This is a genomic window from Pseudomonas sp. 2024-210 (genome assembly GCF_045062345.1).
Classification (GTDB): domain Bacteria; phylum Pseudomonadota; class Gammaproteobacteria; order Pseudomonadales; family Pseudomonadaceae; genus Aquipseudomonas.
Genome location: NZ_JBJGEJ010000008.1, coordinates 129,786 through 153,488 on the forward strand (window position 1 = coordinate 129,786; position 23,703 = coordinate 153,488).

Below are 23,703 nucleotides of genomic sequence, written 5' to 3' on the forward strand. Positions count from 1 at the left end.
TTTCAGACAAGACTATTTGGGAGTGACTGCCGGACATGTCCCGCAATTCTTATATTCAGCAGAACTCTGACATCCACGCCGCTGGCGGCCTGGTCCCGATGGTTGTTGAGCAGTCTGCCCGTGGCGAGCGCTCCTACGACATTTATTCGCGCCTCCTGAAGGAGCGGATCATCTTCCTGGTAGGCCCTGTCGAAGATTACATGGCCAACCTGGTGGCGGCGCAGCTGTTGTTCCTTGAAGCCGAAAACCCGGACAAGGACATCCATCTCTACATCAACTCACCGGGCGGTTCGGTGACTGCGGGCATGTCGATCTACGACACCATGCAGTTCATCAAGCCGGACGTGTCGACCATCTGTATTGGTCAGGCCTGCAGCATGGGTGCTTTCCTGCTGGCTGGCGGCGCGCCGGGTAAGCGTCACTGCCTGCCTAACTCGCGCATGATGATTCACCAGCCGTTGGGCGGTTTCCAGGGCCAGGCGTCGGATATCGACATTCATGCCAAGGAAATCCTCAACATCCGTCATCGCTTGAACTCGCTGTTGGCTCACCATACCGGTCAGCCTCTGGAGACTATTGAGCGTGACACCGAGCGTGACAATTTCATGAGCGCTGAGCGTGCAACCGAATACGGTTTGATCGACTCTGTGTTCAGCAAGCGTCAAATGCCCGCTTAAGTAGCTCAAATGTAGGTGGTTGGAATAACCGGCCACCTGCGGACTTGAAAAAGCCCGCAGTTGCCTTCATCTTGTGTTGCAAGCCTATCGGATTTGGATCGATCGAATGACTGACACCCGCAACGGCGAGGACAACGGCAAATTGCTCTATTGCTCCTTCTGTGGCAAAAGCCAGCATGAAGTGCGCAAATTGATTGCCGGCCCCTCGGTCTTTATCTGCGACGAATGCGTCGACCTGTGCAATGACATCATCCGTGAGGAGGTGCAGGAAGCTCAGGCCGAAAGCAGCGCGCATAAATTACCTTCGCCAAAAGAAATCAGCGGCATCCTTGATCAATACGTCATTGGTCAGGAACGTGCCAAAAAGGTTTTGGCTGTAGCGGTGTACAACCACTACAAGCGCCTCAACCAACGCGACAAGAAGAACGACGACGTCGAACTCGGCAAAAGTAACATTTTGCTGATTGGCCCTACCGGCTCGGGTAAAACCCTGTTGGCAGAGACCTTGGCGCGTCTGCTGAATGTACCGTTCACCATTGCCGATGCAACCACGCTGACTGAAGCGGGTTACGTTGGCGAAGACGTGGAAAACATCATTCAGAAGCTGCTTCAGAAATGCGATTACGACGTAGAGAAAGCTCAGATGGGCATTGTCTACATCGATGAAATCGACAAGATTTCGCGCAAGTCTGATAACCCTTCCATCACCCGTGATGTTTCTGGTGAAGGTGTGCAGCAAGCATTGCTGAAACTGATCGAAGGCACAGTGGCTTCCGTACCGCCTCAGGGTGGTCGTAAGCACCCGCAGCAGGAATTCTTGCAGGTTGATACCCGCAATATTCTGTTTATCTGCGGTGGTGCATTCTCCGGCCTTGAGAAAGTTGTTCAGGCTCGCTCCACGCGTGGTGGCATTGGTTTCAGTGCTGAAGTGCGCAGCAAGGAAGAAGGCAAGAAGGTTGGCGAGTCTCTGCGTGAAGTCGAACCTGACGATTTGGTCAAGTTTGGTCTGATCCCTGAATTTGTCGGTCGTCTTCCTGTGTTGGCGACGTTGGATGAGTTGGATGAAGAAGCGTTGATGCAGATTCTGACTGAACCCAAGAACGCGCTGACCAAGCAGTACGGCAAGCTGTTCGAGATGGAAGGCGTTGATCTCGAATTCCGTGCTGATGCTTTGAAAGCTGTGGCCAAGCGTGCGCTTGAGCGTAAGACTGGTGCGCGGGGCCTGCGTTCGATTCTTGAAGGCGTACTGCTCGACACCATGTATGAAATCCCCTCGCAGTCCGAGGTGAGTAAAGTTGTGATCGACGAAAGCGTTATTGAAGGTAAGTCCAAACCGTTGCTGATTTACGAAAACAACGAAGCGACTGCCAAGGCTGCACCTGACGCGTAATTGTATTACTGCTTATTGCACGTAACGTGTTGACGAAGGGGCCTACGGGCCCCTTTGTTTTTCGTGTCGCTAAACGCTTGTTTTTTTTCGGAACTGCCCCCATCTTGGCTTCAAGCTTATATCCATCTGATTACGGCCTTATGGCCGCCGTAGAGGCGAAATCATGAAGACAACCATCGAATTGCCTCTCCTGCCATTGCGTGATGTTGTGGTTTATCCGCACATGGTGATCCCACTGTTCGTGGGACGCGAGAAATCGATCGAGGCCCTTGAGGCTGCGATGACGGGCGACAAGCAAATTTTGCTGTTGGCTCAAAAAAATCCTGCTGACGACGATCCGGGTGAAGACGCACTCTATCGTGTCGGTACCATTGCTACCGTTTTGCAATTGCTCAAGCTTCCTGACGGCACGGTTAAGGTGCTGGTTGAAGGTGAGCAGCGTGGAGCTGTGGAGCAATTTGGTCAGGCTGACGGCTATCTGAGCGCGCAAGTCTCTTTGATAGATGAAGTGGCTGCCCCTGAGCGTGAATCCGAAGTCTTTGTCCGCAGTTTGATCTCTCAGTTTGAGCAGTACGTGCAACTGGGCAAGAAAGTCCCGGCTGAAGTGCTGTCATCGCTCAACAGCATCGATGAGCCGAGCCGTCTGGTCGATACGATGGCTGCCCATATGGCGCTGAAGATCGAACAGAAACAGGAAATCCTTGAAATCATCGATCTGCAAGCCCGGGTCGAGCATGTCCTGGCGTTGCTGGACGCTGAAATCGACTTACTGCAAGTTGAAAAACGCATCCGTGGTCGTGTCAAAAAGCAAATGGAGCGCAGCCAGCGCGAGTACTACCTGAATGAGCAGATGAAGGCCATTCAGAAAGAGCTGGGTGACGGTGACGAAGGTCACAATGAAATCGAAGAGCTGAAAAAGCGCATCGATGCTGCAGGCTTGCCTAAAGACGCTATGGCCAAGGCTCAGGCTGAGCTGAACAAGCTCAAGCAGATGTCGCCAATGTCCGCTGAAGCCACTGTGGTGCGTTCCTACATCGATTGGTTGGTGCAGGTGCCGTGGAAGGCGCAGAGCAAGGTTCGCCTTGATCTCAAGCGTGCCGAAGACATTCTTGATGCCGACCATTATGGTTTGGAGGAAGTTAAGGAGCGGATTCTCGAATACCTCGCGGTGCAAAAGCGCGTGAAGAAAATTCGTGGCCCTGTTCTGTGCCTTGTGGGTCCTCCTGGTGTCGGTAAAACTTCGCTTGCCGAGTCTATTGCCCACGCAACAAACAGAAAGTTTGTACGCATGGCTTTGGGTGGCGTGCGTGATGAAGCCGAAATACGTGGCCATCGTCGTACCTACATAGGGTCGATGCCGGGTAGATTGATTCAAAAAATGACAAAAGTAGGCGTGCGCAATCCGCTGTTCTTGCTCGATGAAATCGACAAGATGGGCAGCGACATGCGCGGCGATCCAGCTTCTGCATTGCTTGAAGTGCTTGATCCGGAACAGAACCACAACTTCAACGATCATTACCTTGAGGTCGATTACGACCTGTCTGACGTGATGTTCCTGTGTACCTCGAACTCGATGAATATTCCGCCGGCGTTGCTGGACCGGATGGAAGTCATTCGACTGCCGGGTTACACCGAAGATGAAAAAATCAACATCGCTGTCAAATACCTCGCGCCCAAGCAAATTGAAGCCAACGGCCTCAAAAAAGGCGAGCTGGCGTTCGATAACGAAGCCATACGCGACATCATCCGTTACTACACACGTGAAGCGGGTGTGCGAGGTCTTGAGCGCCAGATTGCGAAGATTTGCCGTAAGGCAGTCAAAGAGCATGCGATGGAAAAACGCTTCGCCGTCACGGTGACGCCTGAGCTTCTGGAGCACTTCCTAGGTGTAAGAAAATTCAGCTACGGCTTGGCCGAGCAGGAAGACCAGATTGGTCAAGTGACCGGCTTGGCGTGGACACAGGTGGGCGGCGAATTGCTGACTATCGAAGCCGCAGTTGTGCCGGGTAAAGGTCAGTTGATCAAGACCGGATCGCTCGGCGATGTCATGCTGGAATCCATTACTGCTGCACTGACTGTGGTTCGCAGCCGTGCAAAAAGCTTGGGTATCCCTTTGGATTTCCACGAGAAACGCGATATTCACATCCACATGCCAGAAGGCGCGACACCTAAGGATGGCCCGAGTGCGGGCGTCGGTATGTGTACGGCTTTAGTCTCTGCATTGACGCTAATTCCGGTACGTGCCGATGTCGCGATGACGGGTGAAATTACGCTGCGGGGCCAGGTTCTGGCTATCGGAGGCTTGAAGGAAAAATTGCTGGCTGCTCACCGTGGTGGGATTAAAACAGTGATTATTCCTGAAGAGAACGTCCGTGATCTGAAGGAAATTCCTGACAACATAAAACAGGATCTTCAGATCAAACCGGTTAAATGGATTGACGAGGTCCTGCAAATTGCGCTGCAATACGCGCCGGAGCCCTTGCCGGATGTGGCTCCCGAGATTGTTGCCAAGGACGATAAGCGAGAGTCTGACTCTAAGGAAAGAATTAGCACGCATTAATATGGCTTTGCCTGAAGGGCTTGTTGACGCTTTTTAGAGCCCTTGTTATAAAGCGGCTCATGCAGTCTCAACAAGTGCTTCAGCAGTCGTCTTGCTTTTACCAAAAACTTTAGACACATACTCAAATAGATATAAGGGGACTTAGAGTGAACAAGTCGGAACTGATTGATGCTATCGCTGCATCTGCTGATATCCCGAAAGCTGCAGCCGGCCGTGCGCTGGACGCAGTAATCGAATCCGTCACTGGCGCTCTTAAGGCTGGCGACTCTGTGGTACTGGTTGGTTTTGGTACTTTTTCTGTGACCGATCGTCCTGCTCGCACAGGCCGTAACCCACAGACTGGCGAAGCGCTGAAAATCGCAGCTGCCAAAAAACCAGGCTTCAAAGCCGGTAAAGCACTGAAAGAAGCCGTTAACTAAGTTTCTGTAACACTTTTTACCCAACCGGGTCAGGCGCACGCCAGGCTTGGCAGCGGAGCGGTAGTGCAGCTGATGGCAACATCAGCAGGTCACACCGGGGGTCGCGGGTTCGAGCCCGGTCCGCTCCGCCAGTTAAGAAAAGGCGCATCCTCGGATGCGCCTTTCTTCTATCCGGACTCTACCCACGCTCCACGGTTGCTCATTGTGCAAGACCGTTTCTGGGGGAAGCATGCTGCAAAATATCAGGGACAATTCACAAGGTTGGATTGCCAAAACGATCATCGGAGTCATCGTCGCGTTAATGGCGTTGACCGGTTTCGATGCCATTTTTCAAGCCACCTCAACCAGCAAGGATGCGGCCAAGGTTAACGGCGAAGAGATCACGCAGGTAGAGCTGAGTCAGGCTGTAGACATGCAACGTCGTCAGTTGATGCAACAGCTTGGCAAGGATTTCGATGCTTCATTGCTCGATGAAAAAATGCTGCGTGAAGCTGCCCTTAAAGGGTTGATCGATCGCAAGCTGCTGTTGCAGGGCGCTAATAACGCGAAGTTCTCCTTTTCTGAAGCGGCTCTGGATCAAGTTATCCTGCAGACGCCTGAGTTTCAGGAAAACGGCCAGTTCAGCCCTGAGCGTTTCGATCAGGTGATTCGTCAGTTGGGTTACGGTCGTCTGCAATTCCGCGAAATGCTGGGTCAGGAAATGTTGATTGGTCAACTGCGTGCCGGTTTGGCCGGCAGTGGTTTTGTGACCGATGAGCAAGTGAACGCTTTCGCCCGTCTCGATAAACAAACCCGTGATTTCGCTTCGCTGAACATCAAGGCCGACCCGGCTGCGGTGAAACTGAGCGACGACGAAATCAAGGCGTACTACGACGAGCATGCCAAGGAGTTCATGACGCCCGATCAGGTCGTGATTGACTACATCGAGTTGAAGAAGTCTTCCTTCTTTGATCAGGTAACGGTCAAGGATGATGAGCTGCAAGCACTTTATCAGAAGGAAATTGCCAACCTGGCTGAGCAACGCCGCGCCGCGCACATCCTGATCGAAGTCAATGACAAGGTGAGCGACGAACAAGCTAAAGCCAAGATCGCTGAGATTCAGCAGCGTCTGGCCAAGGGTGAAAGCTTCGAGGCTCTCGCCAAAGAGTTCTCGCAAGACCCGGGCTCAGCTGCCAATGGCGGTGATTTGGGCTTCGCGGGGACAGGCGTATACGATCCTGAGTTTGAAGCTGCTGTTTATGCGTTGAAACAGGACCAGGTGTCGGAGCCGGTTCGCACCAGCTTTGGCTATCACCTGATCAAGTTGCTGGGCGTTGAAGCGCCTGAGGTTCCAAGCTTTGCCAGCCTGAAAGACAAGCTGACGCGTGACTTGAAAACCCAGCAGGTTGAGCGCCTCTTTGTGGATGCGACCAAGCAGTTGGAAGACTCTGCGTTTGAAGCGTCTGACCTGGTTCAGCCAGCACAAGAACTCAAGTTGACCGTGCACACCTCCGAACCGTTTGGTCGTCAGGGTGGTAAGGGCATTGCAGCCAATCGTGACGTCATTCAGGCTGCTTTCAGCACTGAGGTGATGGATGAGGGCGCCAACAGCACAGCGATCGAACTCGATCCTGAGACTGTCGTAGTGTTGCGTGTCAAAGAGCATCGCAAGCCTGAGCAATTGCCTCTTGAAGCCGTGTCTGAAAGCATACGTGCACAATTGGTCAAAGAGCGCGCCAGCTCGGCAGCGAAAACACGTGCTGATGAAATCATCAAAGAGCTACGCGAAGGCAAGCTGCCTTTGAATCAGCCTGTTGATGGTCAATCGTGGAAGGTTCAGGAAGCCGTTGCGCGGGCACAGGAGGGGATTGACCCGGCTGTACTGCAAGCTGTCTTCCGGATGCCTAAGCCTGTCGCCGCTGACAAGCCTACGTTTGCCAGTGTGACGTTGGCCGATGGCACTGTTGTTGTGCTACGCCTGAATGGCGTCAACGATGCTGCGAAGCCGACTGAAGAAGAGAAAGCAGATTACCGTCGCTACCTCTCCTCGCGTGCAGGTCAGCAAGACTTTGCTGCGTACCGCAAGCAGTTGGAAAACGAGGCTAAGGTCGAGCGCTACTAAGCGTTAGATCGCCAGCTTCACTGAAAATGGCCGCTCTTTGAGCGGCCATTTTTTTTGCACGCTTTTGCCCTTATTCCTGTAGCCGGGACGAGGAGTAACGTGGAAGCGTTTGATAAATGCAAAACGCCCGGTGCATAGACTGCACCGGGCGTTTTGAGAAGCGGCTTTAACGAAGGTTTATTCTTCGAGGCTGCCCATTGCGGTGGTGTTGAAGCCGCCGTCTACGTACATGATTTCGCCGCTGATACCCGATGCCAGATCGGAGCACAGGAAGGCGCCGGCATTGCCGACTTCGTCGATGGTGACGTTACGACGCAAAGGCGTCTGTGCTTCGTTGGCCGCCAGCATCTTGCGGAAGTTCTTGATGCCCGAAGCTGCCAGGGTGCGGATCGGGCCAGCCGATACGCAGTTAACGCGAGTGCCCTCAGGGCCCAGGCTGCCTGCCAGGTAACGTACGCCCGCTTCCAGGCTGGCTTTGGCCATGCCCATCACGTTGTAGTTCGGCATGGTGCGCTCTGCGCCCAGGTAGGACAGGGTCAGCAGGCTGCCATTGCGGCCCTTCATCATTGGGCGGCCAGCTTTGGCCAAGGCCACGAAGCTGTAAGCGCTGATGTCGTGAGCAATGCGGAAACCTTCACGGGTGGTGGCGTCGGTGAAGTCGCCGTCCAGTTGGTCGCCCGGGGCGAAACCTACGGAGTGAACGATGCAGTCCAGGCCATCCCATTTTTTGCTCAGGTCTTCGAAGACCTTGGCGATTTCTTCATCGCTGGCAACGTCGCAAGGGAAGCACAGTTCAGGGTTTGAGCCCCAGCCTGCTGCGAACTCTTCAACGCGGCCTTTAAGCTTTTCGTTCTGATAAGTGAAAGCAAGTTCAGCGCCTTCACGGTGCATGGCGGCAGCAATGCCTGAAGCGATGGACAGTTTGCTAGCGACACCGACGATCAGGACGCGCTTACCGGCGAGAAAACCCATGTGTTGTTCCTCTATCAGATTAATCGACAGCCACTGGTGCCAAATAGGCGGCTTCCAGCAGCTGTTGTGTATATGGATGTTGCGGTGAGGCAAAGATACTTTGCGCATCACCCTGTTCGACCACTTGGCCATGCTTGACCACCATCAACTGGTGGCTCAGCGCTTTGACGACAGCCAGGTCATGGCTGATAAACAAATACGTCAGGTTGTACTTGAGTTGCAGTGAGCGTAAAAGCTCAACAACCTGGCGTTGTACGGTCCGATCCAACGCTGAGGTTGGTTCGTCCAGCAGAATCAACGCCGGTTTTAAAACCAGTGCACGGGCAATGGCGATTCGCTGCCGTTGCCCACCTGAAAACTCGTGAGGGTAGCGGTGCCGGGTTTCCGGATCCAGACCTACTTCTCGCAAGGCTTCAATAATTGCGATTTCCTGCTCCTCGGCAGTGCCCATTCGGTGAATGCGCAAGCCTTCACCGACAATCTCGCTGACGCTCATGCGTGGGCTGAGGCTGCCAAACGGATCCTGGAACACCACCTGCATTTCCCGTCGTAAGGGGCGGACTTCTTGCTGAGACATGGAGTCTAGCCGTTTGTCTTCAAAGCGGATCAGGCCCTTGCTGGCAATCAAACGCAAAATTGCCAGACCGAGTGTCGATTTGCCTGATCCGCTTTCCCCTACGATACCCAGGGTCTGACCCTGACGCAGACTGAAGTTTATGCCGTCGACGGCCTTCACGTAATCAACGGTTTTACGCATCAGCCCTTTTTTTATCGGGAACCAGACTCTCAGGTCCTCGACCTCCAGCAATGTTGGACCCGCCACAGTGTTGGCCGGGTCTCCGCTGGGCTCCGCATTCAGCAGCTCCTGTGTGTATGGATGCTGCGGTGAACGGAACAGCTGTTCACACGATGCTTGTTCGACGATTGAACCTCGCTGCATGACACATACGCGGTGCGCAATTCGTCGAACCAGGTTCAAATCGTGAGTGATCAGTAACAGGGACATGCCCAAGCGGGCTTGTAAATCCTTTAGCAAATCGAGGATTTTCAACTGCACCGTAACGTCCAGTGCAGTGGTCGGTTCGTCGGCGATCAACAGTTCCGGCTCGTTGGCCAAGGCCATCGCAATCATGACGCGTTGTCTCTGCCCGCCTGACAGCTCGTGTGGAAGGGCTTTCAGGCGTTTGTGAGGCTGAGTTATGCCTACCAGTTCAAGCAGCTCCAGCGTGCGTGCAGTGGCTTGCTTGCCGGTTATTCCTTTATGAATCCCGAGTACTTCGTTGATTTGTTTCTCAACTGAGTGCAGCGGGTTGAGCGAGGTCATGGGCTCTTGAAAAATCATGGCGATGCGATTGCCGCGTACATGCCGAAGCTTTTTCTCATCGAGGTTCAACAGATCTTGTCCCCCATACAGAATGCTGCCCGTTGGATGGCGGGCAAGCGGGTAGGGCAGCAAGCGCAAAATCGAATGTGCGGTGACCGATTTACCTGAGCCGCTTTCGCCGACCAGTGCCAGGGTTTCACCTCGTTTGATGTCAAAACTGACGCCTTTGACCACACGATGCGGGTGTTCACCGCTGACAAACTCGACGGACAGATCACGCACTTCAATCAGATTTTCCTGCGTCATCTCATTTCCTCGGGTCGAACGCATCGCGAGCGGACTCGCCGATAAACACCAACAGGCTGAGCATGATGGCCAGCACGGCAAAGGCACTGATGCCCAGCCACGGCGCTTGCAGATTGGATTTGCCCTGTGCAACCAGTTCGCCCAATGACGGCGCTCCCGGCGGCAGACCGAAGCCTAAAAAGTCCAATGCCGTCAGGGTGCCGATGGCGCCGGTCAAAATAAATGGCATGAAGGTCATGGTCGACACCATCGCGTTGGGCAGGATATGGCGATACATGATGGCCATGTCTTTCATGCCCAGCGCTCGAGCGGCGCGCACGTATTCCAGATTGCGCCCACGCAGGAACTCGGCGCGTACCACATCGACCAGGCTCATCCATGAGAACAGCAACATGATCCCCAGTAGCCACCAGAAGTTGGGTTGCACAAAGCTGGCGAGGATGATCAGCAGATACAGTACGGGTAAGCCGGACCATATTTCCAGAAAGCGTTGACCGGCAAGGTCAACCCAGCCGCCATAGAAGCCCTGAAGCGCTCCGGCGATCACGCCAATAATTGAACTGAGTACGGTTAACGTCAGGGCGAACAGAATCGATATTCGAAAGCCGTAAATAACCCGTGCGAGCACGTCCCGGCCCTGATCGTCAGTGCCCAGCCAGTTTTCGGCAGAAGGCGGGGCCGGGGCCGGGACTTTCAGGTCGTAGTTAATGCTCTGGTAGCTGTACGGGATTGGCGGCCACACCACCCAAGCGTCTTTTTTGGCGAGCAGTTCACGAATGTACGGGCTTTTGTAGTTGGCTTCGAGTGGGAACTCACCGCCAAAGTCTGTCTCCGGGTAACGTTTCACGGCCGGGAAAAACCATTCACCGTCATAGTGGATAACCAATGGTTTGTCGTTGGCGATCAGTTCCGCACCGAGGCTCAGCCCGAACAGCACAAGAAAGATCCATAACGACCACCAGCCGCGTCTGTTGGCTTTAAAACGTTCGAAACGTCGTCGATTGAGCGGGGACAATTTCATCTCAATGCTTCCTGCTTTCGAAGTCGATACGCGGGTCTACCAAGGTGTAAGAAAGGTCGCCGATCAATTTCACGATCAGGCCGACCAGCGTAAAAATAAACAAGGTGCCAAATACCACCGGGTAATCGCGATTGATTGCGGCCTCAAAACTCATGAGGCCTAGACCGTCAAGCGAGAAAATCACCTCAACCAGCAAAGAGCCGGTAAAGAAAATCCCGATAAAGGCGGAAGGGAAACCTGCAATCACCAGCAGCATGGCGTTGCGAAACACATGCCCGTACAGGACGCGGTGATTGGTCAGCCCTTTGGCCTTGGCGGTGACCACATATTGTTTGTTGATCTCATCCAGAAAGCTGTTTTTGGTCAACAAAGTCATGGTTGCAAAGTTGCCGATCACCAGCGCGGTAACAGGCAATACCAAGTGCCAGAAATAGTCGAGAATCTTTCCGGTCAGGCTCAATTCGTCAAAGTTGTTGGAGGTCAGACCGCGCAGTGGAAACCAGTCCAGGTAACTGCCGCCGGCAAACACCACAATCAGCAGGATGGCGAACAGGAATGCCGGGATCGCATACCCGACAATGATCGCCGAACTGGTCCAGACGTCAAAGCGGCTGCCGTGTCGTGTGGCTTTTGCTATGCCCAGCGGAATCGACACCAGGTACATGATCAGCGTGCTCCACAACCCCAGCGAGATCGAGACAGGCATCTTTTCCTTGATCAGGTCGATCACCTTGGCATCCCGGAAAAAGCTTTCGCCGAAGTCCAGCTGTGCGTAATTCTTGATCATGATCCACAAGCGTTCCGGGGCCGATTTGTCGAAGCCGTACATCTTTTCGATTTCTTTGATCAGCTCCGGATCCAGCCCTTGTGCGCCCCGGTAATTGGCCCCCGCCACCGAGACTTCAGAACCGCCGCCCGCGATACGGCTGGTGGCGCCATCAAAGCCTTCGAGTTTGGCAATCATCTGTTCAACCGGGCCGCCAGGTGCGGCCTGAATGATGATGAAGTTAATCAGTAGAATCCCGAACAAGGTCGGAATGATCAGCAGCAGTCGCCTGATGATATAAGCCAGCATTTAAGGCTCCTGGCTCGCGCTTTCAGGTTGAAGGGGTTTCGCAGGTTGTGAATCAGGTTTCGCCCACCAGGTTTCAGTGCCGATGTCGTACTTGGGTGTGATCTCGGGATGACCGATATGGCTGGAATAAGCTACGCGCCAGGTCTTGATGTGCCAGTTGGGAATGACATAGAAGCCCCATTGCAGGACGCGATCCAGTGCGCGGGCATGGTTGATCAAGCTTTGTCGGGATTCGGCATTGATCAGGCCTTCAGTCAATTGATCAATGGCCGGATCTTTGAGGCCGATGAAGTTTCGACTGCCGGGCTTGTCGACACTCTGCGATTCCCAGTATTCACGTTGTTCGCTGCCGGGTGAACTGGATTGCGGGAAGCTGCCGACAATCATGTCGTAATCGCGCGAGCGCAGACGGTTGAGGTACTGAGAGGTATCAACCCGGCGAATTTGCAGGTCGATACCCAGGTCGCTGAGGTTGCGTTTGTAGGGCAGCAGGATTCGCTCAAACTCGGTTTGCGCCAAGAGGAACTCGATTTTCACCGGTTTGCCCTGCGCATCGACCATTTTGTCGTCGACGATGCGCCAGCCGGCCTCTTGCAAGAGTTGATAAGCACGACGTTGCTGGTCACGGATCATGCCGCTGGCGTCGGTGACATTGGGTTTGAATACGTCAGTGAACACTTGATCAGGAATCTGCCCGCGCAAAGGTTTCAAAATCGCCAGCTCTGCTTCGCTGGGCGGTGCCTTGGCCGCCATTTCTGAATTCTCAAAATAACTGCCGGTGCGTGCGTAAGCGCCGCTGAACAGTTGTTTATTGGCCCACTCAAAGTCGAACAACAGGCTAAGCGCTTCACGCACCCGCACATCCTGGAACATCGGTTTGCGCAGGTTGAACACAAAACCCTGCATGCCGGTCGGGTTGTAATTGCGGATTTCTTCTTTTTTCAAGCGACCTTGAGTAAAGGCCGGCGCGTTGTAGGCGCTGGCCCAATTTTTGGCGCTGATTTCTTGCCAATAATCAAACTGCCCGGCCTTGAGTGCCTCAAAGGCCACGCTATTGTCGCGAAAGTAATCGACGGTGATCGTGTCGAAGTTGTACAAGCCCTTGTTGATGGGCAGGTCTTTGCCCCAGTAATCCTTGTTGCGCTCATAACGAATAAAGCGTCCGGGCTTGATCTCGGTGATGGTGTAAGGGCCGCTACCCACCGGAACTTCAAGGTTGCCTTTGGTAAAGTCGCGTGTTTCCCACCAGTGCTTGGGCAGCACGGGAAGCTGGCCAAGAATTAACGGTAATTCGCGATTTTTGGTGTGCTTGAAGGTGAACTTCACTTGGAGCGGATTTTCTGCGATGGCTTGATCAACGTCGCTGTAATAACCCTTGAACAGGGGCGAGCCATTTTTCATGAGGGTGTCAAAGCTGAAGACAACGTCTTCGGCGCGGATTGGATGGCCATCGTTAAACTTGGCTTCTGGACGCAGGTAAAAGCGCACCCAACTATTGTCAGGGGCTTTTTCAATTTTTTCGGCGATCAGACCATAAGCGGTGAAAGGCTCATCCAGGGTTTGCCGGGCCAGCGTGTCGAACGTTAGCGAAATATCGTCTGCCGGAACGCCTTTGTTGATAAACGGATTAAGGCTGTCGAAGCTGCCGAGCGATGATTTTCGAAAGGTTCCCCCTTTGGGCGCATCCGGGTTGACGTAATCGACATGCTTAAAGTTGGCCGGGTATTTGGGCGGCTCATCGTAGAGTGTCAACGCATGCTGTGGGGCCGCCAGTGCCGCACAGGCAAGGCTGGCCAATAGCAGGCCACTCAACGGTTTGAGCAACGTACGCAAAGGCATCATTGGGTTTTCTCCGTAGTCTTTAGCCACCACGCACTGAGGCCCAATGTATAGGGCGGCGTAGTCACGAAGGCGAGCCGGTTGCGGTACGCCAGGCGGTGATAATTCAGATACCAGTTAGGGATGCTGTAGTGCTGCCAGAGCAGAACGCGATCCAGCGCCCGGCCCGCGGCCAATTGTTCTTCGCGGGTTTGTGCGGCCAAGAGGCGTTCAAGCAGTTGATCGACGACCGGACTCGCAACGCCTGCATAATTTTTACTGCCCTTGACGTTGGCCTGGCTTGAGTGGAAGTACTGCCACTGTTCAAGGCCGGGGCTCAAGGTTTGGTCGAGGGTCATCAAGATCATGTCGAAGTCGAACTGATCGAGTCGCTGTTTGTACTGGGCGCGATCCACCGTACGCAGTCGTGCATCAATACCAATACTGGCCAGGTTTTCAACGTAAGGCTGCAATATGCGCTCAAGGTTGGGGTTTACCAGCAGTATTTCGAAACGCAACGGGGTGCCGTCGCTGTTGAGCAAGCGTTGTTCTGACAGCTTCCAGCCGCTTTCATTCAGCAGTTTCAAGGCATGGCGCAGGGTTTCACGGGGGATGCCCTGACCTTCGGTACGCGGCAAGGCAAATGCCTGTGTAAACAGCTCGGGTGGCAGCTGGCTACGCCACGGGGACAGCATTAACCACTCGTGACCTTGAGCAAGGCCGCTGGCCGAGAATTCGCTGTTTGGGTAATAGCTGATGGCGCGCTTATAGGCGCCGTTGAACAGCGCGCGGTTAGTCCATTCAAAATCGAACATCAAGCCCAGTGCTTCGCGTACTTTTGTGTCCGCAAAGGTGCTGCGTCGGCTATTCATAAACAGCCCCTGGGTTTGCGTCGGAATCTGGTGGGTGATTTCGGCTTTTATGACATCTCCTCGGCGCACGGCCGGGAATTTATAGCCATTGGCCCAGTTCTTGGCCTGATGCTCGATATAGATATCGAATTCACCCGCCTTGAATGCTTCGAACGCCACATCGCTGTCGCGATAGAACTCAACCTGCACACGGCTGAAGTTATATTTGCCGCGATTGACCGGCAGATTGGCTCCCCACCAGTTTTTGACGTGTTCAAAAACCAGCTGTCGTCCCGGCGTAACCTTGGTAATACGGTAAGGGCCACTGCCTAGCGGTGGCTCAAACGTTGTGGCTTTGAAGTCACGCGTTGCCCAGTAGTGCTGAGGCAGAACCGGCAATTCGCCCAAGCGTAAAATCAACAGCGGATTGCCGGAGCGTTTGAAGACAAAGCGAATGCGCTTGGGCCCCAGAATGTCCACGCGCTGAACTTCTTGAAGGTTGGTCCGGTATTGCGGATGGCCTTCTTTGAGAAGGAGGTTGTATGAAAAGGCTACGTCGTAGGCGGTAATCGGAGCACCGTCGTGAAACTTCGCTTCAGGCCGTAAGTTAAATACGACCCAGCTGCGGTCCTCGTTGTATTCCACCGATTGTGCGATCAGGCCGTAGCTGGAGGTCGGCTCGTCCCCTGAAGGGGCGTACTGTCCGGTGCCGGCCATCAGGGTCTCGTTCAGTTCGTTGACGCCGTATTGCAGGAAATTGGCAGTCGAAACCGGGCTCGTGCCTTTAAAGGTATAGGGGTTGAGGGTGTCAAAGGTGCCAAACGCCATGATCTTAAGCGTCCCGCTTTTTGGGGCGTCGGGATTCACCCAGTCGAAATGGGTGAAGGTGGCCGGGTACTTGAGTGTGCCGAACTGCGCATAGCCGTGGCTTTCGCTGAGGGCAGCGCCTGCGGGAAAGCTCAAGGCCAGGCTGATAAATAGCGGGAGGAGGGGACGCATCAAGGCAGAGATCCGATCCAGGCATTGGGCTTAGGGTTTCCGTACAGTAACAGCTTGTATCTGTAGGAAAAAGGCTGCTCTGGAAAGCACTACGGGTAAGTAACGTCCTGATTGTTATTAGGACTCTACTTACCCGTAGGGGGCCCAACTGTCGGCTTAGCGCGGTTTGGATACCGTCAGCATTTGTCCGGGCTTAAGGGCTTTGGCACTGTTCGGGTTCCAGCGTTTGAGGTGTTGCATCTGAACGTTAAATCGCTTGGCAACGATGTACAGCGAGTCGCCTTTTTTAACTTTGTACTGCGTCGGTTTTTTGGTGGCTGGCTTGCGTGTGTCTTGCATGACCAGAATCTGGCCGGCCTTGAGGTTGTTGCCGCTGAGTTTGTTCCAGTGCTGCAAGTCTTTGACATTGACCTTGTTGGCTTTCGCAATCAGGGTCAGGTTATCGCCGCTTTTAACCCGGTACTTGCGGTTCAGGCGCGCGGTCGATGTGCTCACAACTTTGTCGAACACCGGTTTGTTGGGACGCAGACTGACCAACTGGTCGGAGCTGAGGTTGGACAAGCTGGCCGTTAGCAACTGGGCTTTGGCTGTGGGCACCAGCAAAAGCTGTGGGCCCTCGGTGGTTGCACGTTGTTTGTAGGCCGGGTTGAGCTGAAACATCTCGTCTTCGTCGATCTCGGCCAGCGCAGCAACACGCGACAAATCCATCGACTGTTTGATTTCGACCATTTCAAAGTAGGGTTCGTTGGCAATCGGGTTCAAGTTGATGCCATAGGCCTCAGGGGCCAGAACCACTTGGGAGAGCGCCAGTAACTTGGGGACGTAGTCTTTGGTTTCCTGCGGCAGAGGCAGGTTCCAGTAGTCAGTCGGCAAACCCAGTTTTTCGTTGCGTTCAATGGCTCGGCTGACCGTGCCTTCACCTGCATTGTAAGCTGCCAGCGCCAACAACCAGTCACCGTTAAACATGTCGTGCAGGCGGTTCAGGTAGTCCAGAGCGGCGATTGTCGAGGCGGTAATATCACGACGGCCATCGTAGGCGCGGGTCTGGCGCAAATTGAAGTAGCGCCCCGTTGAGGGGATGAACTGCCATAACCCGACGGCATTGGCGTGGGAGTAAGCCATTGGGTTGTAGGCGCTTTCGATGGCTGGCAGTAAGGCCAGCTCCAGCGGCATGTTGCGTTCTTCGAGGCGCTCAACGATGTAATGAATATAGAGGCTGCCGCGTTCGCCAGCGTTTTCGAGAAAAGAGGGGTTGCTGGCAAACCAAAGGCGCTGTTGTTCGATGCGGGGGTTAACGTTTTGGCCATCTTGCAATTTGAAACCCTGGCGCATCCGCTCCCACACATCTTGTGGCGCTACGGGGCTGGGTTTGGCGCTGAGCCAGAGGGGCTCTTGAGGGATACGTTTAGTTATTTTAAGACTGGCCCGTTCGGCAGGTTGGGCCGAGTGATCCATGGATTGGCAGCCCGCGAGGGTGGCGGATACAGCTACCGCGATGGCTTTAACCAAGCGCGTCAATGCATCTGAATTAATGGAGTTACCTATGAATGATGACATTGGCTAAAGAAAAGTTCGGGCAAAAATGTCGGGCGATTCTAGAAAGCAGGTGGGGCGCGGTCAACTGTTCAGAATTTATGGGTTAACCGCGGGCATGATCAGAACTTATCTTTCCAGCTTCTCAAGCTGGCAAATACCGCACTGGGCGAGTTGTTGTTGCGCTTGTTCCACTCGTCAGCTTTTTCTTTAACAGATGTTTCGTTGATCCGTAGAAATGGATTAGTGCGTAATTCGAGTGCAATAGATGATGGCAGACTGGTACGGCCCTGATCTCGCCATTGCTGGACTTCCAGGGTACGCGCTGCAATGTCTTTGTTGTCGGGTTCTACTGCTTGGGCAAAGCGCAGATTGCTCAGTGTGTATTCGTGCGCGCAGAACACCGCAGTTTGCGGAGGCAGTGAAGCCAGGCGGCTTAGCGAGTGATACATTTGCTCGGGAGTGCCCTCGAACAGTCGACCACAGCCTGCTGCAAACAAGGTGTCTCCGCAGAACAATAAGGGAGTCGATGCATCGTAGTGGTAATAGGCGATATGACCCAGTGTGTGGCCCGGAACAAGCACTACGTCGAACTTAAGGCCAAGCACTTCAATAGAATCATTGTCATTGAGCGCCACTTGTCGGCCCGCAATGTTCTCAAGTGCCGGCCCCCAGACCTTCGCGTTAGTGTGTTGAAGAAGTGGCAACACCCCGCCCACATGATCGGCGTGGTGGTGGGTGATCAGAATGTCGCTGAGCACCCAATCCGGATGCAGGGCCAGCCAGTCCAGAACAGGTGCGGCGTCACCCGGATCGACCACGGCGCAACGTTGATTCGTTGTGTCTTGTAACAACCAGATGTAGTTGTCGCTGAAGGCGGGTAGGGCGTCGATCTGTAACATGGCGCAATTCCAATGTTCGAAACAAAGGCGCATCTTAGGTCCTGTGATACCCACATGGCGAGTTGGAGGAGCAATGACCGATAAAGTATTGGCTCAGGCCGATCCGGAATGGCTGGCGCTGATCAGCTCGGCGCGAGAATGGTTGTCCGGCCCGCACGGGCAGTTGCTGCTCGAAGACGAGCAGCGGGTGTTGGAGGACGAACTGGGGCGGTTTTTTGGCGGTTATCTGGTGCATTACGGCCCCGGTGCCGACACCCCGCCCAAGGCACCGCAAGTGCAGCGCAATGTGCGTTTGGGCGCGCCGCTGCCCGGCGTCGAAATCTTCTGTGAAGAGCAAGCGTGGCCGTTATGTGAGCATGCTGCCGATGTCGTGGTGTTGCAGCATGGCCTGGATTTCTGCCTGTCGCCCCATGGCTTGTTGCGTGAAGCCGCCAGTAGTGTGCGACCTGGCGGGCACTTGTTGATTGTGGGCATAAACCCGTGGAGCAGTTGGGGTCTGCGGCATGTTTTTGCCAAGGATGCGTTGTCCAAAGCGCGTTGTATTTCGCCTTCTCGGGTCGCGGACTGGCTGAATTTGCTGGGCTTTGCGCTGGAGAAACGGCGCTTCGGGTGCTATCGTCCGCCGCTGGCATCTGCTGCCTGGCAAAGCCGTTTGGCGGGCTGGGAGCGCAAGGCGGGAGGCTGGCAATTGGCCGGTGGCGGCTTCTATGTATTGGTCGCGCGCAAAATAGTGGTGGGCCTGCGTCCGGTCAATCCGATGCGCCGTGAGCCGATGGGCAAGCTGATTCCGCTGCCGATGGCCAAAGTCACTCGGCGTCACACTGAACCCTAATTTTATGTCGGGTCGAATTCACTCGGCCCCGGGTGCTGCTGATCCTTGATTGGCAGGCCGTAGCAGCCTTTTCTGGAAAGTTTGTAATGAGCAATAGTGTTGAAATGTTCACCGATGGTGCCTGTAAGGGCAATCCCGGCCCCGGGGGTTGGGGGGCTTTGCTGGTGTGTCAGGGCGTTGAGAAAGAATTGTGGGGCGGCGAACCTAACACCACCAATAACCGTATGGAGCTGATGGCAGCCATTCGTGGCCTTGAAGAACTCAAGCGTCCGTGCGAAGTATTGCTGGTGACCGACTCGCAGTACGTGATGAAAGGCATCACCGAGTGGATGGTCAACTGGAAAAAGCGTGGCTGGAAAACCGCCGCCAAAGAACCGGTTAAAAATGCCGATTTGTGGAAACTGCTCGATGAGCAAGTCAATCGTCATACTGTGAAGTGGGAGTGGGTGCGCGGTCATATTGGCCATTACGGCAACGAGCGTGCAGACCAGTTGGCCAATCGCGGTGTGGACGAGATGAGGGGCATCAAGCATGCGTAGTGTTGTACTCGATACCGAAACCACCGGTATGCCGGTTACCGATGGCCACCGGGTGATCGAGATCGGGTGTGTCGAGTTGATGGGCCGCCGCCTGACAGGCAGGCACTTCCACGTGTACCTGCAACCTGACCGCGAAAGCGACGAGGGGGCGATTGGCGTTCACGGTATTACCAATGAGTTTCTGGTGGGTAAACCGCGATTCGCTGAAGTGGCCGACGAGTTTTTTGATTTCATCAAAGGCGCGCAACTGATCATTCATAACGCTGCGTTTGACGTGGGCTTTCTGAATAACGAATTTGCCCTGATCGGTCAGACCGACCGCGCTGACCTCACTCAGCACTGCACCATCCTCGACACGTTGATGATGGCGCGAGCGCGACACCCAGGGCAGCGCAACAGCCTGGATGCGTTGTGCAAGCGTTATGGGGTCGACAACTCGGGCCGTGAACTGCACGGCGCTTTGCTCGACTCCGAAATTCTGGCAGACGTTTACCTGACCATGACGGGTGGCCAAACCAGCCTGTCGCTGGCGGGTAACGCCTCTGACGGTAATGGTTCTGGCGAGGGTTCGGGCAATCAGGCCACTGAAATTCGCCGCTTGGCGGCCGATCGTCAGCCGGGTCGGATCATTCGTGCAAGCGAAGCGGAGCTGGCGGAACATGCAGCACGTCTCGCTGTAATTGAAAAATCGGCGGGTGCGCCTTCGTTATGGACTCAACTTCTCGATGCCAAGGGGCAACCGTTGCAATAGCCTTGATCTGAATGCAGGGCCGTGTTTGGCGACAGAAAAGGATTGTTCATGTACCTCGTTATGCACCCTAAGGACCCTGAGGTTTCGGTACGGCTGGCAGATGAAGGGTTTGCCCCCTATGTGTGGGGCAATGATTTCAGCTTTGATGTGAAAGCCTATGCACAGGTTGATCAGGGTAAAAAGGTCGAGCATTGGCCTTTGGAGATGATCACGCCTTACCGCAAGTGCTACGGCATTGACCCTGATGAGTTTGCGGCTTATCTCGGTGGCTCTGACAGCGCGATTTTCATGGCCTATCTGGACAACCAGGCAGTGGGGCATGTGGTGGTCAGCACCAACTGGAATGGCTTTGCCCATGTTGATGAATTAGCTGTTGCGGCCCGTGCCCGCCGCCATGGCGTGGCCAAGTCATTGCTGGATGTGGTCAAGTTCTGGAGTCTTAAGAAAAACCTGCCGGGCATCATGCTTGAGACCCAAAACAACAACATTGGCGCTTGCCGTTTGTATGAACGCTGCGGGTATCAGGTGGGCGGTATTGATTGTTTACGCTACCGAGGCATTGATCCGCAAACTCGCGAAGTGGCGATTTTTTGGTATTTGTTGTTCGACTGAGCGTCTACGCAACCGCTTTGCGCTCGATCACAGGCTTTGTTCATCGACAGCGATTACGGGTTGGTGTTCGCCATCATTAAAGCGTCACCAGTCCCTGATCGGCCAGCAAGCTTTCTGCCTTAAGCCGTGTGATGTCCAGCAATGCGGACAGGGCGGGGCTGATAACCCGGTCTTTGCTTGTCAGTGCATACAGGGTGACCGCTATGGCGGGTGACAGTGGGCAAACATCCAGCCCATTGTCTTTAGCGCCTACAGCAGTAAACGGGTCGACCAGTGCCAGCCCTTCGCCTGCTTCCACCATACTGCGCACCATCTGATAGCTCTGAACCCTAATGTTGATCACCGGCACGGGTTGCAACGCGTGCAGCTTGCTGTCGAGCAAACGGCTCAGGGGGTCGGGGTCAAGCAAGCCGATCAACGATTGTCCGGCCAGATCGTGCAAGGCAATGTACTTTTTCTTGGGGGATAACCAGCCATGGGGAGCCAGCAGCTGCACTTTGCCTTGAGCCAGTGTGTGGTGTTCGATGCCCGTATGCTTGCAGGGCGTGAGGCTAAAACCGACATCGGCTTCATCCATCAGCAGGCGGCGTACGATTTCAGTCAGTGGCTGGCTGCTTAAGGTCGTTGGGGTATCAGGAAAACGGCGTCTTAATGAAGCGATGTTTTGAGGCAGTAAGGGTTGCGTCAATGTTTCGCTACAGACCACGCGCAAGGGTGCTTCCATGGGTTGGCGCAAGGCATCGCCAAGCAGGCGCAAAGGTTCGAAGTCCAGATAAAGCTGGTTAGCCAGGGGTTGTAGTTGAAGCGTTTCACGGGTGGCTTGAAGACGGCCGCGGACATTGGCGAACAGCATGAGGCCGAGCTGTTGCTCGGCCTCATGAAGCGTAGCGCTGACGGTGGCTATCGGCAATTGCAGCAACTCGCCTGCATGGGCGAGGCTGCCCGTTTGCAAAATAGCCTGTATCACTTCGATATGGCGTAAACGCATGCGTGAAGTCCATGTTCAGCCGATGAGGTTTCAGCGTTGTGAAGCCTGACCCAAGTCTCATCCTGTGACTTCAGCGCTATGCCGGACAAGCAGGTTAAGCCGTGATAACTGGAGCCGGGTCGCGGATCAGGGTAACGCCTGATTGAACGAGTTCGTAATGCTCCTCATCGATCTTCTTAACGCGATCGCCAATAGCCAGTTTGTAGGTTATTGCGGGTTGTTCACCTGTTGCTTCGGAATTTTCAAACTCATGCACGGAATAGACACGACCTTCCGCGTCTCTTGCATGAAATTGCCCAACTAGAACTGCCGCCATTTGTAGAGAACCTCTGGAGATAAACACCCAATTTGCGGTTCTGTAGACCGTTGATCAGCAGGGGAAGTTTAGCCATGTGAAAAAAATTGTCTGGCTACTTTACAGGCTTGCGGGCTACTCGGGTGAAATGGGGTGCAAGAAATGCGTCCGATCATCTATAACTAACGTCCTACAACCACAGACTAGGTGTTTTCCATGAGCAAGGTCTACAGCGTGGCCGTGTTGGTCGGCAGTTTGAGAAAGGATTCCATCAATCGCAAAGTCGCCCTTGCGATGGCAGAACTGGCTCCACCCTCTCTGAAACTGCACATCGTCGAAATTGGCGAGCTGGCGTTGTACAACGAAGACATTGACGTCACGCCACCCCCTGCGGCTTACACCGCTTTTCGTGATCAGTTACGCAGCGCCGATGCCGTTCTTTTTGTGACGCCTGAATACAACCGTTCTGTGCCAGGTGCGTTAAAAAACGCTATCGATGTGGGATCGCGCCCTTATGGGCAAAGTGCGTTCAGTGGTAAGCCGGGTGCTGTGATCAGTGTTTCGCCGGGTGCAATTGGCGGCTTTGGGGCTAACCATCACTTACGCCAATCGCTGGTGTTTCTTGATGTGCCGTGCATGCAGCAACCAGAGGCTTATCTGGGCGGTGCGGGGGCAGCCTTTGAAGAATCAGGAAAATTGTCAGAGAAAACTCGACCGTTTCTACAGAAATTCATCGACGCATTCGCCCAGTGGGTTGAACGCCAGCATAAGGGGTGAGGGGGCAGCTACAAGCTACGAGCTACGAGCTACGAGCTGCGAGCTGCGGGCTTTAAACTTGCAGCTTGAAGCTTGCAACGTGTAGCTGCCCCTATAAATCAACTGCTCTGTGGCATTTCGCCATTGCTGAGCCGTTGGTTGATGTCGGCAATCACCCGTGGCAGATCGGTGATGGTGTCGATCAAATAGTGCGGTCGAGCACTTTGGAACAGCGCATGGATGCGCTGGCGCTCCGCGATAAGGGTCTGGGCATCCAGTGCCTGATATTGTGCGTACGTCAGGCCCAGTGCGTTGCCGGAAAACACCAGCGCAACAGTCCACATACCTGCACGACGTCCTTCGAGGATGCCTGGCGTCGTGTCATCGACCTTGACGCAGGCACCCACGTCATCAATGCCCAGAGCGATCACATTAGCCAATGCTTGAGCGGGCCAGGGGCGACCATTCGGGACTTCGTCCGTGGCCACGACGTGATCGGCTATATAACCGTTAGTAGCCGCCAACTCGACGACTTTGGCCATCACTTGTGCCGGATAACCTGAGCACGAACCTATTTTGAGGCCTTGTTCACGCAAGGCTGCGATGGTTTCCAATGCCCCGGGAATCAGTGACGAATGCTCGGCTATTTTTTCGATCTGCAGCGGCATAAAGCGCTCGTAGATCGCGGTGACGTCTTCGTCGGTCGGCGCATGGCCGAATATCTTTTTATAGCGCTCGCTGATCTGCGGCTGGTCACATAGGGTACGAATGTGGTCCCACTTGCCCATGCCCATCGGTCCTCGTGCTTCTTCAATTGAAACGTGCACGTCGAATTCGGCAAAGGCTTCGACAAAAATCTGTGTCGGCGCAAACGAGCCAAAATCGACCACAGTACCCGCCCAGTCGAGGATGGCAGCTTGAAGCTTGCAGGGGTTCGTGTAGTTCATGTCGGTAAGTCCTGTGTGAGCGGGCGGTGCCGTTC

General features: G+C 54.4%; 21 protein-coding genes. 10 read left to right on the forward strand and 11 right to left on the reverse strand.

The window, feature by feature from the left end:
• The first annotated feature begins 35 nt into the window (after positions 1-35).
• From clpP to ACI7MX_RS13730, 5 genes are all read left to right on the forward strand, one after another.
• Complete coding sequence (gene clpP / locus ACI7MX_RS13710; protein ID WP_122786096.1) at positions 36-677, forward strand: ATP-dependent Clp endopeptidase proteolytic subunit ClpP; 642 nt, start codon at positions 36-38, stop codon at positions 675-677.
• A gap of 106 nt (positions 678-783) precedes the next feature.
• Complete coding sequence (gene clpX, locus ACI7MX_RS13715) at positions 784-2,067, forward strand: ATP-dependent Clp protease ATP-binding subunit ClpX (protein ID WP_153381016.1); 1,284 nt, start codon at positions 784-786, stop codon at positions 2,065-2,067.
• 163 nt (positions 2,068-2,230) lie between these two features.
• Positions 2,231-4,627, forward strand: coding sequence for an endopeptidase La (gene lon / locus ACI7MX_RS13720; protein ID WP_405589019.1), 2,397 nt, complete (start codon positions 2,231-2,233; stop codon positions 4,625-4,627).
• 146 nt (positions 4,628-4,773) lie between these two features.
• Entirely contained in the window at positions 4,774-5,046 is a 273-nt protein-coding gene (locus tag ACI7MX_RS13725) for an HU family DNA-binding protein (RefSeq protein ID WP_074759350.1), read from the forward strand.
• A 229-nt stretch (positions 5,047-5,275) separates the two neighbouring features.
• A complete protein-coding gene (locus tag ACI7MX_RS13730; RefSeq protein WP_405589015.1) occupies positions 5,276-7,147 on the forward strand; it encodes a SurA N-terminal domain-containing protein in 1,872 nt (623 codons plus the stop codon).
• 177 nt (positions 7,148-7,324) lie between these two features.
• Here the strand turns inward: ACI7MX_RS13730 and fabI are convergent, their stop codons facing one another.
• The 8 genes from fabI to gloB form a co-directional block, all read right to left on the reverse strand.
• Entirely contained in the window at positions 7,325-8,119 is a 795-nt protein-coding gene (fabI, locus tag ACI7MX_RS13735) for an enoyl-ACP reductase FabI (protein WP_003441378.1), read from the reverse strand.
• Positions 8,120-8,138: 19 nt separating this feature from the next.
• A complete protein-coding gene (locus ACI7MX_RS13740) occupies positions 8,139-9,749 on the reverse strand; it encodes an ABC transporter ATP-binding protein (protein ID WP_405589011.1) in 1,611 nt (536 codons plus the stop codon).
• A gap of 1 nt (position 9,750) precedes the next feature.
• Positions 9,751-10,770 (reverse strand): ABC transporter permease, encoded by a 1,020-nt coding sequence (locus ACI7MX_RS13745; RefSeq protein ID WP_405589008.1) that lies wholly within the window; start codon positions 10,768-10,770, stop codon positions 9,751-9,753.
• A gap of 1 nt (position 10,771) precedes the next feature.
• Positions 10,772-11,845, reverse strand: a complete 1,074-nt coding sequence (locus ACI7MX_RS13750) for a microcin C ABC transporter permease YejB (RefSeq protein WP_122786090.1) — start codon at positions 11,843-11,845, stop codon at positions 10,772-10,774.
• The gene (locus ACI7MX_RS13755; RefSeq protein ID WP_405589005.1) at positions 11,846-13,687 is read right to left on the reverse strand and encodes an extracellular solute-binding protein; all 1,842 of its coding nucleotides are present in this window, start codon (positions 13,685-13,687) and stop codon (positions 11,846-11,848) included.
• A complete protein-coding gene (locus tag ACI7MX_RS13760; RefSeq protein WP_405589002.1) occupies positions 13,684-15,513 on the reverse strand; it encodes an extracellular solute-binding protein in 1,830 nt (609 codons plus the stop codon). Before ACI7MX_RS13760 ends, ACI7MX_RS13755 begins: the two co-directional genes overlap by 4 nt.
• Before the next feature lie 156 nt (positions 15,514-15,669).
• Positions 15,670-17,070 carry a transglycosylase SLT domain-containing protein gene (locus ACI7MX_RS13765; protein WP_314489209.1) on the reverse strand — a complete coding sequence of 467 codons (1,401 nt, stop codon included), beginning with the start codon at positions 17,068-17,070 and terminating at the stop codon, positions 15,670-15,672.
• Between the two features lie 98 nt (positions 17,071-17,168).
• Entirely contained in the window at positions 17,169-17,948 is a 780-nt protein-coding gene (gene gloB, locus ACI7MX_RS13770; RefSeq protein ID WP_405588998.1) for a hydroxyacylglutathione hydrolase, read from the reverse strand.
• A gap of 73 nt (positions 17,949-18,021) precedes the next feature.
• On the opposite strand from gloB, the gene ACI7MX_RS13775 reads away from it, so the two are divergent.
• From ACI7MX_RS13775 to ACI7MX_RS13790, 4 genes are all read left to right on the forward strand, one after another.
• Positions 18,022-18,780, forward strand: coding sequence for a methyltransferase domain-containing protein (locus tag ACI7MX_RS13775; RefSeq protein WP_405588995.1), 759 nt, complete (start codon positions 18,022-18,024; stop codon positions 18,778-18,780).
• Between the two features lie 86 nt (positions 18,781-18,866).
• Complete coding sequence (rnhA, locus tag ACI7MX_RS13780) at positions 18,867-19,319, forward strand: ribonuclease HI (protein WP_153380995.1); 453 nt, start codon at positions 18,867-18,869, stop codon at positions 19,317-19,319.
• A complete protein-coding gene (gene dnaQ / locus ACI7MX_RS13785; protein WP_405588991.1) occupies positions 19,312-20,070 on the forward strand; it encodes a DNA polymerase III subunit epsilon in 759 nt (252 codons plus the stop codon). Before rnhA ends, dnaQ begins: the two co-directional genes overlap by 8 nt.
• A 48-nt stretch (positions 20,071-20,118) precedes the next feature.
• Positions 20,119-20,682 carry a GNAT family N-acetyltransferase gene (locus ACI7MX_RS13790; RefSeq protein ID WP_314489196.1) on the forward strand — a complete coding sequence of 188 codons (564 nt, stop codon included), beginning with the start codon at positions 20,119-20,121 and terminating at the stop codon, positions 20,680-20,682.
• A gap of 76 nt (positions 20,683-20,758) precedes the next feature.
• Here the strand turns inward: ACI7MX_RS13790 and ACI7MX_RS13795 are convergent, their stop codons facing one another.
• Together ACI7MX_RS13795 and ACI7MX_RS13800 are read right to left on the reverse strand one after the other, a co-directional pair.
• A complete protein-coding gene (locus ACI7MX_RS13795) occupies positions 20,759-21,670 on the reverse strand; it encodes a LysR substrate-binding domain-containing protein (protein WP_405588987.1) in 912 nt (303 codons plus the stop codon).
• 94 nt (positions 21,671-21,764) lie between these two features.
• Positions 21,765-21,986, reverse strand: a complete 222-nt coding sequence (locus ACI7MX_RS13800; protein ID WP_314489190.1) for a hypothetical protein — start codon at positions 21,984-21,986, stop codon at positions 21,765-21,767.
• 195 nt (positions 21,987-22,181) lie between these two features.
• Between ACI7MX_RS13800 and ACI7MX_RS13805 the strand changes: the two genes are divergently transcribed.
• Positions 22,182-22,742, forward strand: coding sequence for an NADPH-dependent FMN reductase (locus ACI7MX_RS13805; protein WP_405588984.1), 561 nt, complete (start codon positions 22,182-22,184; stop codon positions 22,740-22,742).
• Positions 22,743-22,840: 98 nt separating this feature from the next.
• Here ACI7MX_RS13805 and phnX read toward each other — a convergent pair whose 3' ends face one another.
• Positions 22,841-23,668 (reverse strand): phosphonoacetaldehyde hydrolase, encoded by an 828-nt coding sequence (phnX, locus tag ACI7MX_RS13810; protein ID WP_405588981.1) that lies wholly within the window; start codon positions 23,666-23,668, stop codon positions 22,841-22,843.
• Between the last annotated feature and the right edge of the window lie 35 nt (positions 23,669-23,703).

Excerpts from the sequence above, each read along its gene's own strand:
- ACI7MX_RS13765 (WP_314489209.1), bottom strand. The coding sequence starts at position 17,070 with ATGTCATCATTCATAGGTAACTCCATTAATTCAGATGCATTGACGCGC.
- fabI (WP_003441378.1), bottom strand. The coding sequence starts at position 8,119 with ATGGGTTTTCTCGCCGGTAAGCGCGTCCTGATCGTCGGTGTCGCTAGC.
- ACI7MX_RS13800 (WP_314489190.1), bottom strand. The coding sequence starts at position 21,986 with ATGGCGGCAGTTCTAGTTGGGCAATTTCATGCAAGAGACGCGGAAGGT.
- lon (WP_405589019.1), top strand. The coding sequence starts at position 2,231 with ATGAAGACAACCATCGAATTGCCTCTCCTGCCATTGCGTGATGTTGTG.
- phnX (WP_405588981.1), bottom strand. The coding sequence starts at position 23,668 with ATGAACTACACGAACCCCTGCAAGCTTCAAGCTGCCATCCTCGACTGG.
- ACI7MX_RS13795 (WP_405588987.1), bottom strand. The coding sequence starts at position 21,670 with ATGCGTTTACGCCATATCGAAGTGATACAGGCTATTTTGCAAACGGGC.
- ACI7MX_RS13755 (WP_405589005.1), bottom strand. The coding sequence starts at position 13,687 with ATGATGCCTTTGCGTACGTTGCTCAAACCGTTGAGTGGCCTGCTATTG.
- ACI7MX_RS13790 (WP_314489196.1), top strand. The coding sequence starts at position 20,119 with ATGTACCTCGTTATGCACCCTAAGGACCCTGAGGTTTCGGTACGGCTG.
- ACI7MX_RS13760 (WP_405589002.1), bottom strand. The coding sequence starts at position 15,513 with ATGCGTCCCCTCCTCCCGCTATTTATCAGCCTGGCCTTGAGCTTTCCC.
- ACI7MX_RS13805 (WP_405588984.1), top strand. The coding sequence starts at position 22,182 with ATGAGCAAGGTCTACAGCGTGGCCGTGTTGGTCGGCAGTTTGAGAAAG.
- gloB (WP_405588998.1), bottom strand. The coding sequence starts at position 17,948 with ATGTTACAGATCGACGCCCTACCCGCCTTCAGCGACAACTACATCTGG.
- ACI7MX_RS13740 (WP_405589011.1), bottom strand. The coding sequence starts at position 9,749 with ATGACGCAGGAAAATCTGATTGAAGTGCGTGATCTGTCCGTCGAGTTT.
- clpX (WP_153381016.1), top strand. The coding sequence starts at position 784 with ATGACTGACACCCGCAACGGCGAGGACAACGGCAAATTGCTCTATTGC.
- ACI7MX_RS13750 (WP_122786090.1), bottom strand. The coding sequence starts at position 11,845 with ATGCTGGCTTATATCATCAGGCGACTGCTGCTGATCATTCCGACCTTG.
- clpP (WP_122786096.1), top strand. The coding sequence starts at position 36 with ATGTCCCGCAATTCTTATATTCAGCAGAACTCTGACATCCACGCCGCT.
- ACI7MX_RS13775 (WP_405588995.1), top strand. The coding sequence starts at position 18,022 with ATGACCGATAAAGTATTGGCTCAGGCCGATCCGGAATGGCTGGCGCTG.
- ACI7MX_RS13745 (WP_405589008.1), bottom strand. The coding sequence starts at position 10,770 with ATGAAATTGTCCCCGCTCAATCGACGACGTTTCGAACGTTTTAAAGCC.
- rnhA (WP_153380995.1), top strand. The coding sequence starts at position 18,867 with ATGAGCAATAGTGTTGAAATGTTCACCGATGGTGCCTGTAAGGGCAAT.
- dnaQ (WP_405588991.1), top strand. The coding sequence starts at position 19,312 with ATGCGTAGTGTTGTACTCGATACCGAAACCACCGGTATGCCGGTTACC.
- ACI7MX_RS13730 (WP_405589015.1), top strand. The coding sequence starts at position 5,276 with ATGCTGCAAAATATCAGGGACAATTCACAAGGTTGGATTGCCAAAACG.